This is a genomic window from Streptomyces sp. B5E4, from assembly GCF_039871555.1.
GTDB lineage: Bacteria > Actinomycetota > Actinomycetes > Streptomycetales > Streptomycetaceae > Streptomyces.
In genome coordinates, this window is sequence record NZ_JBDPMI010000017.1 from 1 (window position 1) to 16,597 (window position 16,597).

Here is a 16,597-nt window from a genome sequence, read left to right on the forward strand (position 1 = left end):
GCGCGGGGCGGGGATGCGTGGGACGTACCTCACGGCGGGAGGCCCGCGGGATCCGGGTTACAGTCGAGCGGTGAACGTGGGAGGACCCGAGGACGGGGCCGTCGGCTGCCCGCTGACCGCCGTCGCCAGCAGGATGACGAGCATGACCGACACACCCGCGGTGGCGAACGCGATCCGGGGGCGGCGGAGCATCCCGTAACCGATGCCCAGCAGCGAGGCGTTGGCGAGCCCGACGGCGTACGGATCCCGGGGCCGTGCGGGCACGGGCGCCCGCCCGTACACCGGGCGGCCGGGCCCGAACGCGAGTATGTCGGGTTCGGTGGGCTGCTGCCCGGAGCCGGCGGGCCGCCCGGGTTCGGACGGGGGCTCGCTGGGCATCGGAGGAAACGCTTCCATCGTGATCCCTTTCTCGGGCGAGCCACCGGCGGCCGTCCCCATCTTTCGGCACCGGAGCCGGGAGGGGTCCCGGAACACCCGCCCCCCGGCGGGCACTTGGACCGCCAGGGAGATCGTGGCCCATCACGGCCCCGCCGAACAGGCAGAACCCGGCCTTGCCGGACGCCCTCGGGAGCGCGACCGCCACCGCGCGCCCCTCGGGAAACGGGTGCGCCGGGTGGGGCGGAAGGGCTTGTGCGGAGTCGGCTGCGGCGTGCCGGAGGAGAGACGGCGAATGCGTCGCAGCGCGCGCTGCGAGGCATTCGCCCGAGCACCGTCCGGCCGGGCGGATGCCGACCGGATACGCGCTACGGCGAGGCCGCCCGGCCCGCCGCGCCTGTCCGGCTACGCGCCCGCCGTGCCCCCTACTCCAGCGTCAGCGCCTCCACCAGACCGTCCAGCCCGTCGAAGTGCCAGTCGAACTCGTCCGTCGCCGCCGGCGGATCGCCGACGGGCCGCGGGACGTACGCCGTCCGCAGGCCGTTCTCCCGCGCCGCCCGCAGGTCCCAGGCGTGGGCGGCGACCATCAGCACCCGCTCGGGCGGGCAGTCGGCGGCCTCGGCGGCGAGCCGGTAGACCTCCGGCGCCGGCTTGTAGGCCCGTACCGCCGCGCCCGACAGGGCCTGGTGCCAGCGCAGCCCGCCGTGCGCGGCGAGCCGCAGCAGCGCGGGGCCGGAGGCGTTGGAGAGCCCGGCGACGGGGAAGTGCCGGGCGATGCGGTCGAGTCCGGCGGCGGAGTCGGGCCACGGGGGCAGCCGCCGGGTGGCGGTGGCCAGCCGGGCGACGGCCGCCGCGTCGGTGACGCCGGCGCGTGCGGCCACCAACTCGGCGGCTTCGCGGTCGACGGTCTCGCTGTCGGCGTACGGACGCTCGCCGCGGGCCATCCGCGCCTGCTCGGTCTCGACGTGCCCCTGCCACAGGGCGAGGAGTTCACCGGCGGCCGTGTCGTCGGCCGCGGGTGCGGCGGCGCGGATCTCCGCGCGCAGCCCGCCGGGTTCGTCGACGAGCGTGCCGAGCACATCGAAGACGACGACCTCGGCGTCGCGGATCTCGGGCATCTGTTTCTCCTGTTCACGGCGGGGCTGTCGTGATCGGCAACAACGATGCCGCCCGGGCCATGCCCGGAGGAGGGGAAGAGATGTCGCCGGAGGGGTGCACATTCCGTTTACAGCCGTGAAATCCCGCGCTACCGTCAATGGGAGCGCTCCCATTGACCTGTTCACGACGAACGTGAGACCCCCCTGCCAGGTCGGCCGCCGGCCCCGGGCCCGAGCCCCGTGCTCCGGGACGGCCCGGCGGCCCGGCACGCGCACCGCGGTCGCGGGCTCTCGCGTCAGCGCTCAGGAGAACCCGAAGGAGACCATGACCATGGCTGTCCAACGACTCGTCCGCGCCGGAAGATCGCTCCGCCTCCGGCGCACGCTCGCACTCGCCGGGGTCGCGGGCGTCGCGACCGCCGCACTGGCGGTGCCGACGCCGGCGTCGGCCCACGGCGTCGCGATGGTGCCCGGCTCGCGTACGTTCCTGTGCTACAAGGACCTGCTCGCGAACAGTTCCACGCAGATGCCGCAGAACCCGGCGTGCAAGGCGGCGGTGCAGTCCGCCGGCACGACGCCGCTGTACAACTGGTTCGCCGTGCTGGACTCCAACGCCGGCGGGCGGGCCCAGGGCTACGTACCCGACGGCAAGCTCTGCAGCGCCGGGGACCGCAGCCCGTACAACTTCTCGCCGTACAACGCGGCCCGCACCGACTGGCCGCTCACGCACCTCACCTCCGGCTCGAACATCAAACTGCAGTACAGCAACTGGGCGCACCACCCGGGCCGGTTCGAGGTCTACATCACCAACAACGGCTGGACCCCGTCCAAGACGCTGGCCTGGGGCGATCTGACGCACCTGCAGACGGTCACCAACCCGCCGCAGGTGGGCGGCGCGGGCTCGGACGGCGGGCACTACTACTGGAACGTGCAACTGCCGCAGCGCAGCGGGCAGCACATGCTGTTCGTCCAGTGGATCCGCTCGGACAGCCAGGAGAACTTCTTCTCCTGCTCGGACGTCGTGTTCGACGGCGGCAACGGAGAGGTCACCGGGCTGACGCCGGGCGCGATGTCGGCGGACGAGGTCAAGGCGCTGGGCGCGGGCCAGGAGAACAGCAAGGCCGACCCGGTCAAGGGCGCGCACGGCGACCACGGCGCGAGTGCACCGGAGGCGCAGGCGGTGGAGACGCTGAACGCGGACGGGTCGAACCTGGCCGCCGCGTCGGACGACTCCTCGGCGGTGCTGCCGGCGGCGCTGGCGGGCGCGGGCGCGGTGATCTTCGCGGGCGGGGCGCTGGTGTACAACCACCGCCGGAACGGCCCGGGGAGGCAGCAGGCCTGACGGCGGTGACGGGGGCGGGCACGACGGCGGCGCCGAGGGGCGCCGCGCGGGAGCGGGCGGGAACGGGGGCGCCCGGCCCCGCGAAAGGGACCCGCGGACCGGGCTGACGGGCCCGGCCCGCGGGTCGCACTCCCCCGATGCTCCCGGGCTCGGCCGGAGTGGGGTCCGGCCGGGTCCGGGCTGCCGGGCGTCGGGCCGGGCAGCCGGAACGGGCAGCCGGGCGGGAGTTTCGGGCCGGGGAGCCGGGCCGGGGCAGCCGGGCGCCCGCGGATGGCGTGCGCACCGGACACGGCCGGCCCCGGTCCGCGGGCGGCGCACGGGCCCCCGTACGCACGCCCGGACCGCTAAACCGCCGCCTCCGCCCCGTACAGGCGCAGCACCCCCACGCGCAGCGCTTCCGCCGCCGCGGCCGGGGTCATCCGCCCGGCGGCGACCTCCGCGCCCGCCGCGTGGCCGAGGGCGACGGTGGCGGCGGCCAGCCAGCCCGGCTCGGCGTCGCGGGCGAACTCCCCCGACTCCTGGCCGCGGCGGGCGATGCGCTCCAGCCGGTCGGTGATCGGCCGGTGCTGCTCGGCCTCCTGCCGGCGGTCCGCGGGGGGCGGCTCCGCGTGCCGGAGGCCGGGGTAGCGGTCGGCGATCTCCCAGCTCACGTCGAGCAGCCGCAGCAGGCCCGTGGCGGCGGGGAGTTCGTCGAGTCGGGCGGCGTCCAGCGCGGCGTCGGTCTCCGCGGTGACGCGGTCGAAGACGGCGGTGAGCACCTCGCTGCGCGAGGGGTAGTGGGCGTAGACGGTCTGGCGGGTGACGCCCGCGGCGGCGGCGATGGCCTCGACGCTGGCCTCCGGCCGCTCGCCGAGCAGCCGGACCGCGGCGTCGACGATGGCGGACCTGCTGCGCTCGGCGTCGGCACGACGGCGGCGCGGGGCGGGGCGGTCACCCGCGGACCGGGCGGGTTCCCTGGATCCCTTGGACGGCAAAGTCTTACACCTTGTCAGAGTTGGCTCGGGCGCTATATCTTACGGAGTGTAAGAGGTAGCGCCTGCGGGTGCTAGTTCGGCGTGCGCGCGGGCTCGTCCCGCCACCGGGGGGAGCAAGATGACAGCCCGTGAGATGACCGGCGAGAAATCCGGAACGAAGTCCGGCGAGAGGTTTCGCGAGAAGTCCGCAGAGGAAGCCGGAGAGAAGCCCGGCGAGCCGGCCGGCGGTCCGGCGGCCCACCGGTTCATGGCCGAGTTCTTCACCTCTTTCACGCGGGAGATCATGGCCGACGACAGCGACCCGGGCCCGGTCGTGGACCGTTACTACACCCCGGATGCCGTGCAGACGGCCGACGGGATCCGCATCGACCGGGAGCGGCTGGTGGCGCACATCCGCCCGGTCCGTAAGAACCTGTCGGACTTCGCCTTCGAGGTGCACGAGGCGCTGCGGGACGGGGAGCGGATCGCGGCCCGCTTCACCGTTCACGCCACGGACCGCAAGGGCCGGCGCACCGCCACGGAGGTCCATCTCTTCGGCGAGCTGGCCCCGGACGGCCGGATACGCCGGACGTACCAGCTCAGCAGGGCGGTCAAGGACCCGGGGACGGACGGGAAGAGCGCCTACGGGAAAAGCGCCTACGGGAAAGCGGAGAGCGAGGAGGGGGACGGCTCGTGATCGAGTCCCGCCACACCGTGCTGGGCATGGTGTGCAGTCACTGCGCGGCCATCGTCGGCGAGGAGATCGGCCGCGTCCCGGGGGTCACGGACGTGCGCGTGGACATAGCGGGCGCGACCGTGGTCGTACGGGCGGACCGCCCGGTGCCGCAGGCGGACATCCACGCGGCCGTGGAGGAAGCCGGCTACACGCCGGGCCCGCCCTCCACCGCATCACCCGACGCCAAACCCTCCGCCGGACTCTCCTCCGCCGCGCCGCCCGACGCCGGGCCGGCGCGGGCCGGACCACCCCCGACACCACGGAGTTAGCACGTGCCGATCCGCATCCTCACCGCCGTCGCCCTGCTCTCCGCCGGGCTGCTCTCCGGCGCGTTCGGCTACGGGGCGGTGAACCTCGCCCCGACGTTCGACGCCGTGCCGCTGGAGACGCGCCTGTCGTTCCACGCCGAGCTGATGAAGATGAACTCGCCCGTGATGCAGACGGCGATGGCGCTCACCGCGCTCAGCGCGCTCGCCCTCGCCCTGCTGCACCGCGGCCGCGAGCGGCTGCTCGCCGCCGGCGCCACGCTGCTGGCGCTGGCCTCGTTCCTCATCACCCGGTTCGGCAACGTGCCGATCAACGCCGACATCAAGAAATGGGCCGTCTCCTCGGCCCCCGCCGACCACGCGGAGATACTCCGGCGCTGGGATCTCTACAACGACCTGCGGACGCTCACCGCCGTCGCCGCCTTCGCCCTGCTGATCGCCCTCGCCCTGCGCCGTCGCGCCGCGCGCCCCGCGGATGCGGGGGGCGGGGCGGACGCGGCGGCACCCCCGGAGCGGACCCCGGGGGTGCCGGCGCACCCGTAGCGGCGTGCGGGCGGTTCAGCCGGTGAAGCCGGCGGTGATGCGGGTGAACTCCCAGTCCGGACGGTCGCGGTTGACCGACCAGAAGGCCATCCGGCCCATGTGGTGGGAGTTGGCCCAGTCGCGGATCTGGGTCCAGATCTGCGGCGTGGTGACCTCGCCCGCGTCACTGGTGTTGTTCATGCCCGAGATGCCGATGTGCGCGTACGCCTCGGCGTCGCTCCAGCCGAAGACGGAGGTGAGTTTGGCCTTCAGCCCTTCGGTGGCCCGGACGGTGTTGCCGTACATGTCCGCGTGGCCGCCGAAGTTGAACGGCATGATCGTGAAGTTGTCGACGTCCGCCTGGAGGGCGTGCGCCCGCTCGATCAGGCGGTTGCCCCAGGAGTTGGGGCCGGTGTTGAGGGTGGGGAAGGTGAGGATGGTCCGCAGCCCGGGGTTGTTCTGCTTGACGATCTTCAGCGCGGTCAGGATACGGTCCTGCACCGCCGGGTTCTCGAACTCGTCGGTGTTCTCGATGTCGACGTCGATCGCCTTCAGGTCGTAGGCGTCGATCACCTTCTGGTAGGCGCCGGCCAGCGCCTCGGCCGTCGAGCAGTTGGGGCCCAGCTTGTTGCCGCTCCAGCCGCCGATGGACGGGACGACGTCGCCGCCGGCCGCACGGATGGCGTTGATGCTGGTCTGGTCGACGCCGCCGGTGAGCGGACGCTGGCTGTCCCACGCCGGGTTGCAGCCGTTCTGGGCCAGGATGAACGCCATCGTGTACCACGTGACGCCGGTTGCGCTCATCACCTCGGTCGGGCTCGGCGGGTTGCCCCAGCCCAGGTAGAGGTACGGCGCGGCCTGGACGAAGCCGGGGCCGCCGCCGCCGTCCTTGCCGGTCGTGGCGCGCACGGCGGCGGTGAGCGGCGAGGCGTTGCCGGCCCTGTCCCGGGCCCGGACGGTGAAGGCGTACTCGGTGCCGGGTGTGAGGCCGGTGACGGTGGCGCTGGTGCCGGTCACCGTGGTGGCCAGGGTGCCGTCGCGGTAGACGTCGTAGGCGGTGACGCCGACGTTGTCGGTGGCGGCGTCCCAGGCGAGCGAGACGGAGGTGGCGCTGGTGGCGGTGACGCGGGGGGTGCCCGGGGCGCCGGGCGCCTCGGTGTCGGGCTGGCCGCCGGGGCCGTCGAGGCTGATGTCGTCGGCGTGGTAGGTGCCCTGGCCGTACCAGCCGTGGACGTAGACCTCGGCGCTGTTCTGGTTGGCGCCGGTGGTGAACGACGTGGTCAGCTCGGTGTAGTTGGCGGCGGAGGCCGTCCAGGTGGCGTTGCCGCCGGTCACGCCGAGATAGACGTAGCCGCCGCGCACCCAGCCGGACAGGGTGTACGTGGTGCCGGGCCGGACGGCGACGGTCTGGGCGCAGCGGGCGTTGCTGCTCGCGCTCGCGGCGCCGGCGAGCGCCTTGGTGCCGCTGTGCACGGGGCTGCTCACGAGGGAGCCGGCTCCGTCGCCGCAGTTCCAGTTGGCCAGGCTCCCGGACTCGAAGCCCGGGTCGTTCAGCAGGTTGGCGGCCTGCGCCGGGGCGGGCAGGGCCACCGCGCCGGCGCCGGCGAGCAGCACGGCGCTCAGGTAGGCGACTAAGCGGTTTCGGATACGCACGGGTCCTCCCAGTGCGGTGGGGTGGGTACCCGGACCGGACGAGGGCGGCACCGGCACGGGCGTGTGCATGGCGTGAGCATGACATTTCTACGACGGCCGGGGATCGGGCCGCCTCGTACAGGGAGGGGGTATGGCGCTATTGGTCTGGACCTATCAACGGATTGAAGCCCAGCCCTCCGACCCCGTCAACCCCCCACCCCCACCGGGTCGCCTGACACGACCGAGACCCGCCGTTCCCGGCGGACCATCGCGGAGCAAGCCCAGGTTTCAGCCGCCGAGCCGCTGTGCGAGGCGGACCAGATCGGCCACGCGCAGCACCCGCCCGCCGAAGCCCGGCAGAGGGACATGGAGCGGCTGGATCCAGCGGACGGGGATCGCCTCCAGTCCGTAGTACGCACCCGCGAGGCCCCCGGTCACCGCGGCGACGGTGTCCGTGTCACCACCGAGGTCGATCGCCGCGCGCACCGCGTCCTCGAAGCCGGTGGTGGTTCGCAGGGCCCAGACCGCGGAGCCCAGACAGGGCCAGACGGCACCGTTGAACTCGGTCGCCTGATCGGGGTGCCAGTCGGGCGCGAGCACGGTGGCGTAGCGGTCGCGGTGCTCGGGGTGGACGAGAGCCAGGTGTCCGGGATCGCGGCAAGGGGGTCGGCGCCCTCGAACGTGACGCGGACGAGTTCGTGGAAGATCGCGGTGCCCTCCCAGGCCGCGCGGTCACCGTGGGTGAGGGCGGCGATGCGGCGGGCCGCGTCCATGGTGGCTTCCTGACCGGCCGCCGCGAAGTACACCGCGGCGGCCGAGGCCCGCATCAACGAGCCGTTTCCCGCGGCCCGTTGGTTGATCTGGAAGTGGACCGCAGCGGCGCGGTCCCAGGAGTTGCCGTTGGTCAGGACGTCTTCTGTCTGCAGGCCGATGTCCTTGGGCTCCGATGCCGCCCAGCGCTGGAAGCGGGCGAAGATGTCCGGCAGATCGAGTCCGGCGCGTGCCAGCAGCGATTCTGCGACCAGCACGGCCATCTGCGTGTCGTCAGTTGCCTCACCGGGGTCCCAGCCACCACCACCGCGCATCTCGCCACCGGCACCGGGCTCCGGAAACCGTGCGGAGAACGCTCCCTTCGGACCGAACTCGAAGGGGCCGCCCAGGGCGTCGCCCACCGCTGAGCCGACGATCACGCCGGCGGCCCGCTGTATCCGCTTCATCGTCCAATGATCACCGCGGCTGCCGTTCCGCGATGACCGCCCAGTCGTCCGGCCCGCGACCGTTGGCGATAGCCTCGTCGAAGACGGCACGCAGCAGTTGACCGATCGGGAGAGGAACGCCCTGGTCGGCCGCCGCATCGAGCGCAAGGTGGAGGTCCTTGCGGCCCAGGACCGTGGTGAACCCGGCCGGCTGGTAACGCCGTTCGGCGATCATCGACCCGTACGCGCCGTAGACGCCTCCCGGGAAGAGCGTGGAAGTCAGCAACTCGACGAATTGCCCGGAGTCGACACCGGCGCCCTCCGCGAGGCTGATGGCCTCGCCAAGCGACTGGATCGCGCAGGCGATCAGGTAGTTCCCGAGGATCTTCACGATGTTGGCCTGTTCCGGGCGGTCCCCAAGTCGCCAGGTCCGCGAGCCGATCACGTCGAAGAACGGCTGTACGCGGTCGAGGAGCGCGTGCTCACCGGCCGCAAGGACGTTGAGTTCCCCGGCTTCTGCGACCGGAACACGGCCGAAGACCGGTGCCGCGACATACCCGACGCCATGCTCGGCGTGCGCTGCGGCGGCCGCGCGAGCCAGGCCGGTACTCACCGTGGCGAGGTTGACGTGCACCGTCTCGCCAGGGGTCTGAGCGAGGACACCGGAGTCGATGAACGTCCCGGCGACGGCCCGGTCGTCGGACAGGACCGAGAAGACCACCGGCGCCTGCATGGCCTCGGCCACCGAGGCGGCCCGACGGGCACCCACCGCGACCAGTTCGGCCGCGGGCCCGTCGGAGCGGTTCCACACCACGACGTCGTGGCCGGCCTGCACGAGGTTGCGCGCCATGGCACTCCCCATCGCTCCCAGACCGATGACCGCAATGCCGCTCACGCCGAGCACCTCTCCCGTTGAACCCTCTGAAGCGGTTCAAGGATGCCATGGAGTTACGATCGCAACGAACCGTCTGAAGCAGTTCTGCGTGTCGTCACTCACCGGGGAGGCTGCCATGACCGAGGACGTACGTCGGGTGTTCCGGATGGACAACGAGGTCCTGGCGTTCCGGTTCACCGCCACCGTCAGCGAGCGCGCAAGCCGGACGCCGAGGGAGCGGCTGACGGATACCGCGCGGCTGAAGATGTGGCTCGGGGCCACGGGGCTCGACGTCATAGATGTGTCGCCGGCCCGCCTGAAAGACGCCGTCGTACTACGCGAGGCGATCTACCGGATCGGGTCGGCGATCGCCGCCGGTGTACGGCCGGAATCCCAAGATGTCCGCACCCTCAACACCGTCGCTGCCGCCGGGCGGGCAACGGCTGCGCTGGAACACGAACGCGCAGGGTGGCACCTGACGAAGACGACCCCCGTCAGCGACGCCCTCGGGGTCCTGGCCACTGATGCCATCCGCGTCCTCGGGGGCCCCGACCGCGGCCGTATCAAGAACTGCGAAGGCCCCGGATGCGCGGGGCTGTTCCTCGACACCAGCCGCGCGGCTAACCGCCGCTGGTGCTCCATGAACACCTGCGGCAACAAGGTCAAGAAGTCACGAATCACCGCGGGCTGATCCCTCCGGCCCCCCGTCAGGCCCCCGACTCCGACCCCGACTCCGACTCCGACTCCGACGGGCGGTCGTCGCCGCCGGAGCGGCCCGCGGCACGGGCCCTGCCCGACCCGGCGAGCCCACGCCCACCCGGTCCGGCAGCCCCGCCCGGAGGGCCCCCGGCGGCCCGTTCCACGTCCGCCGCCCACTCGTCGACATGCGCCACGAAGTCGTCGACCATCCGGTGAAACAGCTCCGCGAGCGTCCGCAGATCCTGCGGCGACCACTCCGCCAGCGCCCCCTGCATCCCCCGGCACGCCACCGCGCGGATGCGCCCGATCGCCTCGCGCCCGGCCTCGGTGAGCTGGATGCGCTGCGCCCGGCGGTCGTCCGGATCCGGGACGCGGGACACGTAGGCCGCCTTCTGCAACTGCTGCACCTGCCGCGTCACGTGCGACGCCTCCACCCCCAGCCGGTCCGCCAGCTCCCCGAGGCGCATCGGCTCGGAATCCTCGATCTGCCGCAGCAGCGCCACCGCCGCCCGGTCCAGCGGCACCTCGGCCAGCGCCATCAGCCGGTCGTGCTGCCGCGCCCGGCTGCTCAGATACGCGATCCGGCTGAGGGCGCGCTCGATCTCGGCCACGTCCGAGGAGACGTGGGTGGCTTCTGGTGGCCGGGCAGACATGGGGATCACTTTACCCTTAATTTGCTTGACTCAACTAAGTATCACATGCTTGCGTAAGTCAAGTAATCCACTTCCCGCCGCAGGAGTCCACCCCGATGACAGACACCGCCACCACGGTGGCCGAGGACGGCCGCGCCGCCCGGGCAGGACAGCCCTCAGGACCCGGCCTGACGCTGCTCGCGCTGGGCTCCGCCGGGCTCGTCGTATCGCTGCAGCAGACGCTGGTGCTGCCCCTGCTCCCCCAGCTCATGCAGACGTTCGACATCTCGGTCGCCGCCGTCTCGTGGGTCTTCACCGCGACGCTGCTCGCCGGGGCGGTCGCCACCCCGCTGCTCTCCCGCTTCGGCGACATGTACGGCAAGAAGAAGATGATCTCGGTGACGATGGGCCTGCTCGTCGCCGGCTCCGTCATCTGCGCGATAGCCGACTCACTCGCCGTCCTCATCGTCGGCCGCGCACTCCAGGGCACCGCCGCGGCCGTCATCCCGCTGGCCATCGGGATGATCCGCGACTCCTACCCGCGCGAGAGGGTCACGACCGCCATCGGCGTCGTCAGCGCCACCCTCGGCGTCGGCGGCGCCGTGGGCATGCTCGTCACCGGCCTCATCGCCGACAACACCGACTCCCACCACCCGGTCTTCTGGATCGCCGCTGCCATGGCGGCCGTGGGACTGCTGTTCGTGCTGTTCTGCACCCGCGACTCCGGCCGCCGCGCCGGCGGCCGCCCCGACCTGCTCGGCGCCGCCCTGCTCGGCGGCTGGCTGGTCAGCCTGCTGATCGGCATCAGCCAGGGCAATTCCTGGGGCTGGACCGACGGCCGGATCCTCGGCCTGTTCGCCGCCGCGGTCGTGCTGTGCGGGGTGTGGGTGGCCGTCGAGCTGAAGCTGCGCGAGCCGCTCGTACGGCTGCAGATCCTCGTCGGCCCCAAGTCGCTCTCGGCCAACCTCGCCTCGCTGCTCCTCGGCTTCTCGATGTTCGCCGCCTTCACCCTGATCTCGAACTTCATCCAGACCCCCGAGGCCGAGGTGGGCTACGGGCTCACCGGCTCGGTGCTGGACGTCGGCCTGTACATGCTGCCCAGCACCCTCACCATGCTGGTCTTCTCCGCGCTCTCCGGCCGCGTCGAGGCCCGGATCGGCGCCGCCTGGACCCTCGCCACCGGCTCGGTCATCGCGGGCGTCGCGTACGTCTGGCTCGCGCTCATGCACGACTCCGCACTGGACATCATGATCTTCAGCGGCGTCCAGGGCCTCGGCATCGGCATCGCCTACGCGGCCCTCGGCACGCTCGCCGTCCAGCACGTGCCCATGGACCAGAGCGGCATCGCCAGCGGCATCAACTCCCTCGTACGCACCGCCGGCGGCAGCATCGCCAGCGCCGCGACCGCGGCGGTGCTGGCGGCGCAGGTCATCGACGGCACCGAGGTGCCGACCGTGGACGCGTACGTCCTGTGCTTCGTCATCGCCGGCGTCGCGGCGGGCGGGGCGGCGGCCATCGCCGCGGTGCACGGACTGCGGCACGGCCGCAAGTAGCCGCGTACGGCCCCGGGCGCCCGTTCCGTACGGCACCCGGGGCCGGACCGGCCGCCTGGCGGTGGCGGGGGTTCCGTTTCGCGGTCTGCCTGGTGGGCGGCAGTACACTCGCCGCTGTGGCGGACACCCAGTACGAAGACCTGTTGCGAACCGTGCTCACCTCCGGGACGGCCAAGGCCGACCGGACGGGCACCGGTACCCGGAGTGTCTTCGGACACCAACTGCGCTACGACCTCGCGCAGGGATTCCCGCTGATCACCACCAAGAAGGTGCATCTGAAGTCCATCGTGTACGAGCTGCTGTGGTTCCTGCGCGGCGACTCCAACGTCGGCTGGCTCCAGGAGCACGGCGTCACCATCTGGGACGAATGGGCCGGCCCCGACGGCGAACTGGGCCCCGTCTACGGCGTGCAGTGGCGCTCCTGGCCCACCCCGGACGGCAGGCACGTCGACCAGATCACCGGCGTGCTCGACACCCTCCGCCGCAACCCCGACTCCCGCCGCATGATCGTCTCCGCCTGGAACGTCGCCGAGCTGGAGAACATGGCGCTGCCGCCGTGCCACGCCTTCTTCCAGTTCTACGTCGCCGAGGGCAGGCTCTCCTGCCAGCTCTACCAGCGCAGCGCGGACCTGTTCCTCGGCGTCCCGTTCAACATCGCCGGCTACGCCCTGCTCACGCACATGGTGGCGCAGCAGACCGGCCTCGAACCCGGCGACTTCATCTGGACCGGCGGCGACTGCCACATCTACGACAACCACGTCGACCAGGTGACCGAGCAGCTCTCGCGCACTCCGTACGAGTTCCCCGAGCTGCGGCTGCGCCGGGCCGGCTCGCTCTTCGACTACGCCTACGCGGACGTCGAGATGCTCGACTACCGGCACCACCCGGCCATCAAGGCCCCGGTCGCGGTGTGAACGTAGGGCTGATCTGGGCGCAGGCGCGCGGCGGCGTGATCGGCGCGGAGAACGCGATCCCCTGGCGGCTGCCCGAGGACATGGCGCACTTCAAGGCGACCACCCTCGGCCACCCGGTCGTGATGGGGCGCAGGACGTGGGACTCACTCCCGCCGCGGTTCCGCCCGCTGCCCGGCAGGCGCAACGTCGTGGTGACGCGCGACCCGCGGTGGACGGCGGACGGCGCGGTACGCGCCGGGTCCGTCGACGGGGCACTGGAGCTGGCCGGGGGCGAAGCGGCCGACGCCGCCGCGGTCTGGGTGATCGGCGGCGGAGAGATCTACCGGGCCGCGCTGACGCACGCCACGACGCTCTCGGTGACGGAGGTCGACACGGAGGTGGCCGGCGACACGTACGCGCCGGCTCCGGGACCGGAATGGCGGGTCGCGGAGGACGGCGGCTGGCAGGTCAGCGGGGCGGGACTGCGCTACCGGATCCGCACCTTCACCAGGTGACCGCCCGAACCGTACGCCCACCGCTCCCGGGGCCCACCGCCCCGAACCCCGCGCACCCGGATCCCGGGAACGTAGCCCCGACGTACACAGAGCCCACGCACATGCACCCCTCACGCCCGCCCAAGGGTAGGCGCCTCCTCTGACATCGAGCGGGGTCCGCGACGCTCGGGGCGCGGATCCGCCGGTCGGGGCAGCGGTGTTCGAGGAGAGCGAGGATGGCGAGAGGGGCGAGGGACCGGTGCAGGAAGTCGGCGGTCCTGCGGCCCTCAGACGATGTCACAGGGCGTGGCTACCCTTGGGCGGGAGTGCGGGACTGACAGTGACCGATCCGGGTCATCCGGACTTCTGCCAGGCGCCGACGCCGAGTTCGCCCGTCGTGCCGAGGTCCAGTTCCGGCGTCACCGTCACCGGTGCGGCGTCGGGCCTCGCCCACACCCGTACGTACGGGACGTCGACCGGCTCGCCCGCTTCGACCGTGTTGCGCCACACCAGTTGGGTCGACGCCCGCTCCCCCGGCTGCAGCGCCAGTGGCCGCGGCGGGCCGTCCGCGCCGGTGCCGGAGGCGATGGCGGCGCCGCCGCGGTGGATGCGTACGCCGGTGATCTCCCCGTGGTCCTCGTCGAGGAGTTGCAGGCGCGGGTAGCCCTCCAGCCGGTGGACCTCCGTGCCGCAGTTCTCCAGGTGCAGCCCGACGACCCGCAGCCCCATCGCCGCGTTGCCCTCGTCCGCGTACAGCCGCACCCCCGCCGGCGGGCACGGCCCGCCCATCGACGGCACCTCGTCCGCCGGGACGCTCCGCACCTCGCCGATCTGCACCTGCGCCGCGCGCCCGCCCGCCATCGGGTCGGCGACGTCGGCCTGGTCCGGCACCGTACGGCCCGCGGGGACCGCCTCCACGATCTTCTCCGGGGTCGCCAGCACCTCGCCGGAGGCGGTACGGACCTCGAAGGCGACGGTGTACGTCATCGCCTCCGGCCCGCGGTTGGCGATCTCGAACTCCACCCGCACCGGCTCCGCGGTCTCCGGCTCCGTCTGGACGCGGGTGAGGGTCACGCCGTCGACCTCGACCGGGGTCGGGTTGCCCGGCGCGGTCGGGGCCCCGGCGTCCGCGGACCGGTCCGCCGATTCGGTGCCGCAGGCGGCGAGCAGCAGTACGGCGGCGAGGCCGAGGGCGAGAGGTCCGGCACGACGTACGCGGGACGGCCGGGTGGCACGGGTGGCGGGGCGCATCCGCCCAGTTGACCAGGGCGGATGCGTCGCGGCCGTGACGGGGGTCACTCCCTGTGCCACAGCACGGTCACAGTTCCGCGCCGCGGACCGGCGAGGGCTCAGCCGGAGACCGGCCGGGGCCCGGCCACGGACCGGCCGAGGACCAGCCGAGGGCCGACCGAGGACCAGCCGTGGACCGGCCCTCACTCAGCCCACCGGTACCCGCGCCAGCCGCAGTTCGTGCGCGCCGTCCGCGCGGGCGGCCTCGAAGTAGATGTGCCACGTGCCCTCGGCGACCACCGCGTCGACGTAACGCAGCGAGCCCGTCCCGTACGGGACGGTCGCCCACGGCCCCTCGGTGCTGAGCCGGTGCCAGGTGCGCAGGTCGTACGAGAGCGCGAGGCCGCAGTGCTCCTCGTAGTTCTGCTCGTGGGAGGCGATGCCGTCGTAGAAGCCGAGCCAGCCGGCGCCCGGGCCGAGCGGGACCGCGGAGTTGAGCCGGGTCTGGTAGGCGTCCCAGCCGCTGCCGGTGGGCATAGCCTCGCCCTGCCAGGCGAAGGTCGCGCCGCCGTCGAGGGAGACGGCGAGGCCGGTGGGGTGGGTGGTGACGCCGGTGTTGAAGATGTCGGCGGTGGCGTGCGCACGGTCGGCGTCGGCGGCGGCGATCCCGGCGCGCGCGTAGCTCGCGAAGAGATAGGTCAGCGGGCCGTGCCGGAGGGTGTACGGGTCCTTGACGCCCTCGGTGCCGGTGCCGGCGGCGGTGAGCGCGGGGCGGGCCTCGGCGAGGTCGAAGGCGTCGGGTGCGGCAGCGTCGGCGACGTCGATGCGCCAGCGGGAGTCGGCGGGGTCGACGTAGCTGAGGTAGAGCTGATAGCCGCCGGGGGTGGGCAGCAGGCTGAAGCGCTCCATCGAGTCGGTCCCCAACTCCCGGCTCTCCACGCTCCACACGTCGGTGAAGTCCATCCCGTCCTCGCTCACCGCGACCGCGCACCGCCAGCCGCGCTCACCCCCGGGATGCCCCCGCGGCCGGCGCCTCCGGTACGTCATCAGCCACCGTCCGTGCTCGGGCTCGTACAGCACCCCGGGGCAACCGGTCCAGTACCCGGCTTCGGGGGCCTCGGGCAGCATGACGACCTCCGCCTGCGCGGGATCGAAGGTGGGCAAGGGCGCGCTGATGCGGTGGGTCGGCATGCTGATCAGCCTAAAAGCCTCGCGGCCGGGGGCGTAGACCGCGCAAGGTGACGAGCAGGTGAACTCGCCCGCAGGTCGGGCGGGGCGAAGAGCCGGTCAGGGGGCGTGCCAGGTGAGGCTGTAGCGGCGCAGGACGTGGCGGCGGTAGCGCACGCCGGGGAGTACGCGGCGGGCCTCCGCGCGGACCTCGCCGTAGCTCATGTGCGGGCTGATGAACGGCATGCCTGCCGGGAAGGAGGCGCGGCGCAGCACCTTCGCGGTGCGGACGACGGGCGCGGCGGCGACCATGACGGCCCAGTCGCCGACGCTCGCCTCGCGGGCGAGGCCGACGACCACGAGGACGCCGCCGGGGCGCAGCAGTTCGCGCATGCGGGCGAGGGCGGCGGTGAAGTCCATCTGGTGCACGGCGGAGACCGAACAGATGAAGTCGTAGCCGGCGGCGGGCAGGTCCGCGGTGAGGAAGTCGCCCGCGACGAAGCCGGTCCCCGGCAGGTCGGCGGCCTGTTCGCGGGCGCTGGCGATCATCTCGGGGGAGTTGTCGACGCCGGTGACGCGCTCCGCCCGCGCGGCGAGTTTGCGCACGAGGAGGCCGTCGCCGCAGCCGACGTCGAGCGCGTCGCGGCAGCCCTCGGGAACGGCGCGCAGGATGCCCGGGTGGCGGGCGACGTTGGTGTTCCAGTACGGCGTGAGGTCGGAGTCCGGCATCGGTGCATGGTACGGACGGGGGACGCGGGGGCGCGAGAGCAGGCGGACGACGGCGTACGGGCACGTATGGGTGCGTGCGGGGTGCGGGCGTGCGCGGGACATACGGGCCGTGGGAGACCCTCGGCACGCCGCCGCCGGGCCGGTGCGCCTGCCCAACTGCCGTACGGCGCCCGGACATGTGGCGCGTTCCCGCTTATCGGTGCACGC

The 16,597-nt window shown here is 72.9% G+C and carries 16 protein-coding genes and 2 pseudogenes; 8 read left to right on the forward strand and 10 right to left on the reverse strand.

Going from position 1 to position 16,597, the window contains the following annotated elements; translation table 11 throughout:
* Positions 1 to 57: 57 nt before the first annotated feature.
* Both ABGA99_RS21450 and ABGA99_RS21455 read right to left on the reverse strand, forming a co-directional pair.
* Positions 58 to 378 carry a hypothetical protein gene (locus ABGA99_RS21450; protein WP_347583229.1) on the reverse strand — a complete coding sequence of 107 codons (321 nt, stop codon included), beginning with the start codon at positions 376 to 378 and terminating at the stop codon, positions 58 to 60.
* A gap of 422 nt (positions 379 to 800) precedes the next feature.
* Positions 801 to 1,493 (reverse strand): haloacid dehalogenase type II, encoded by a 693-nt coding sequence (locus ABGA99_RS21455; RefSeq protein WP_347577819.1) that lies wholly within the window; start codon positions 1,491 to 1,493, stop codon positions 801 to 803.
* A gap of 304 nt (positions 1,494 to 1,797) precedes the next feature.
* Here ABGA99_RS21455 and ABGA99_RS21460 point away from each other — a divergent pair, with 304 nt between their 5' ends.
* Positions 1,798 to 2,814 carry a lytic polysaccharide monooxygenase gene (locus ABGA99_RS21460; protein WP_347577820.1) on the forward strand — a complete coding sequence of 339 codons (1,017 nt, stop codon included), beginning with the start codon at positions 1,798 to 1,800 and terminating at the stop codon, positions 2,812 to 2,814.
* A gap of 344 nt (positions 2,815 to 3,158) precedes the next feature.
* Here the strand turns inward: ABGA99_RS21460 and ABGA99_RS21465 are convergent, their stop codons facing one another.
* A complete protein-coding gene (locus ABGA99_RS21465) occupies positions 3,159 to 3,788 on the reverse strand; it encodes a TetR/AcrR family transcriptional regulator (protein WP_347577821.1) in 630 nt (209 codons plus the stop codon).
* 118 nt (positions 3,789 to 3,906) lie between these two features.
* Between ABGA99_RS21465 and ABGA99_RS21470 the strand changes: the two genes are divergently transcribed.
* Genes ABGA99_RS21470 through ABGA99_RS21480 form a run of 3 tightly spaced genes read left to right on the forward strand, consistent with a single transcriptional unit; the run spans position 3,907 to position 5,312 of the window.
* The gene (locus ABGA99_RS21470; protein ID WP_347577822.1) at positions 3,907 to 4,464 is read left to right on the forward strand and encodes a nuclear transport factor 2 family protein; all 558 of its coding nucleotides are present in this window, start codon (positions 3,907 to 3,909) and stop codon (positions 4,462 to 4,464) included.
* Positions 4,461 to 4,772 (forward strand): heavy-metal-associated domain-containing protein, encoded by a 312-nt coding sequence (locus ABGA99_RS21475; RefSeq protein WP_347577823.1) that lies wholly within the window; start codon positions 4,461 to 4,463, stop codon positions 4,770 to 4,772. The genes ABGA99_RS21470 and ABGA99_RS21475 overlap by 4 nt, the downstream gene beginning before the upstream one ends.
* 3 nt (positions 4,773 to 4,775) lie before the next feature.
* Positions 4,776 to 5,312: an anthrone oxygenase family protein gene (locus ABGA99_RS21480; protein ID WP_347577824.1), complete on the forward strand. Its 537-nt coding sequence runs from the start codon at positions 4,776 to 4,778 to the stop codon at positions 5,310 to 5,312.
* A gap of 15 nt (positions 5,313 to 5,327) precedes the next feature.
* Here the strand turns inward: ABGA99_RS21480 and ABGA99_RS21485 are convergent, their stop codons facing one another.
* The 3 genes and pseudogenes from ABGA99_RS21485 to ABGA99_RS21495 all read right to left on the reverse strand — a co-directional run bounded on the left by ABGA99_RS21485 (position 5,328) and on the right by ABGA99_RS21495 (position 9,014).
* The gene (locus ABGA99_RS21485; protein WP_347577825.1) at positions 5,328 to 6,944 is read right to left on the reverse strand and encodes a carbohydrate binding domain-containing protein; all 1,617 of its coding nucleotides are present in this window, start codon (positions 6,942 to 6,944) and stop codon (positions 5,328 to 5,330) included.
* A gap of 267 nt (positions 6,945 to 7,211) precedes the next feature.
* Positions 7,212 to 8,140, reverse strand: a pseudogene (locus ABGA99_RS21490) (ADP-ribosylglycohydrolase family protein).
* Between the two features lie 10 nt (positions 8,141 to 8,150).
* Entirely contained in the window at positions 8,151 to 9,014 is an 864-nt protein-coding gene (locus tag ABGA99_RS21495) for an NAD(P)-dependent oxidoreductase (RefSeq protein ID WP_347577826.1), read from the reverse strand.
* Positions 9,015 to 9,129: 115 nt separating this feature from the next.
* Between ABGA99_RS21495 and ABGA99_RS21500 the strand changes: the two genes are divergently transcribed.
* On the forward strand, positions 9,130 to 9,684 hold the full coding sequence (locus tag ABGA99_RS21500) for an ABATE domain-containing protein (RefSeq protein ID WP_347583230.1): 555 nt from the start codon (positions 9,130 to 9,132) through the stop codon (positions 9,682 to 9,684).
* Positions 9,685 to 9,877: 193 nt separating this feature from the next.
* On the opposite strand, the pseudogene ABGA99_RS21505 reads toward ABGA99_RS21500, so the two are convergent.
* A pseudogene (locus ABGA99_RS21505) lies at positions 9,878 to 10,345 on the reverse strand (MarR family transcriptional regulator); the annotation flags it as partial.
* Between the two features lie 95 nt (positions 10,346 to 10,440).
* Here ABGA99_RS21505 and ABGA99_RS21510 point away from each other — a divergent pair.
* The 3 genes from ABGA99_RS21510 to ABGA99_RS21520 all read left to right on the forward strand — a co-directional run bounded on the left by ABGA99_RS21510 (position 10,441) and on the right by ABGA99_RS21520 (position 13,285).
* A complete protein-coding gene (locus ABGA99_RS21510) occupies positions 10,441 to 11,877 on the forward strand; it encodes an MFS transporter (protein WP_347577828.1) in 1,437 nt (478 codons plus the stop codon).
* 116 nt (positions 11,878 to 11,993) lie between these two features.
* Positions 11,994 to 12,791 (forward strand): thymidylate synthase, encoded by a 798-nt coding sequence (locus tag ABGA99_RS21515; RefSeq protein ID WP_347583231.1) that lies wholly within the window; start codon positions 11,994 to 11,996, stop codon positions 12,789 to 12,791.
* On the forward strand, positions 12,788 to 13,285 hold the full coding sequence (locus ABGA99_RS21520) for a dihydrofolate reductase (protein ID WP_347583232.1): 498 nt from the start codon (positions 12,788 to 12,790) through the stop codon (positions 13,283 to 13,285). The genes ABGA99_RS21515 and ABGA99_RS21520 overlap by 4 nt, the downstream gene beginning before the upstream one ends.
* A gap of 333 nt (positions 13,286 to 13,618) precedes the next feature.
* Here ABGA99_RS21520 and ABGA99_RS21525 read toward each other — a convergent pair whose 3' ends face one another.
* The 3 genes from ABGA99_RS21525 to ABGA99_RS21535 all read right to left on the reverse strand — a co-directional run bounded on the left by ABGA99_RS21525 (position 13,619) and on the right by ABGA99_RS21535 (position 16,390).
* Entirely contained in the window at positions 13,619 to 14,515 is an 897-nt protein-coding gene (locus ABGA99_RS21525; RefSeq protein WP_347583233.1) for a DUF4232 domain-containing protein, read from the reverse strand.
* A gap of 186 nt (positions 14,516 to 14,701) precedes the next feature.
* Entirely contained in the window at positions 14,702 to 15,685 is a 984-nt protein-coding gene (locus ABGA99_RS21530; RefSeq protein WP_347583234.1) for a hypothetical protein, read from the reverse strand.
* 96 nt (positions 15,686 to 15,781) lie between these two features.
* Complete coding sequence (locus ABGA99_RS21535; RefSeq protein WP_347583235.1) at positions 15,782 to 16,390, reverse strand: class I SAM-dependent methyltransferase; 609 nt, start codon at positions 16,388 to 16,390, stop codon at positions 15,782 to 15,784.
* Positions 16,391 to 16,597: the final 207 nt, after the last annotated feature.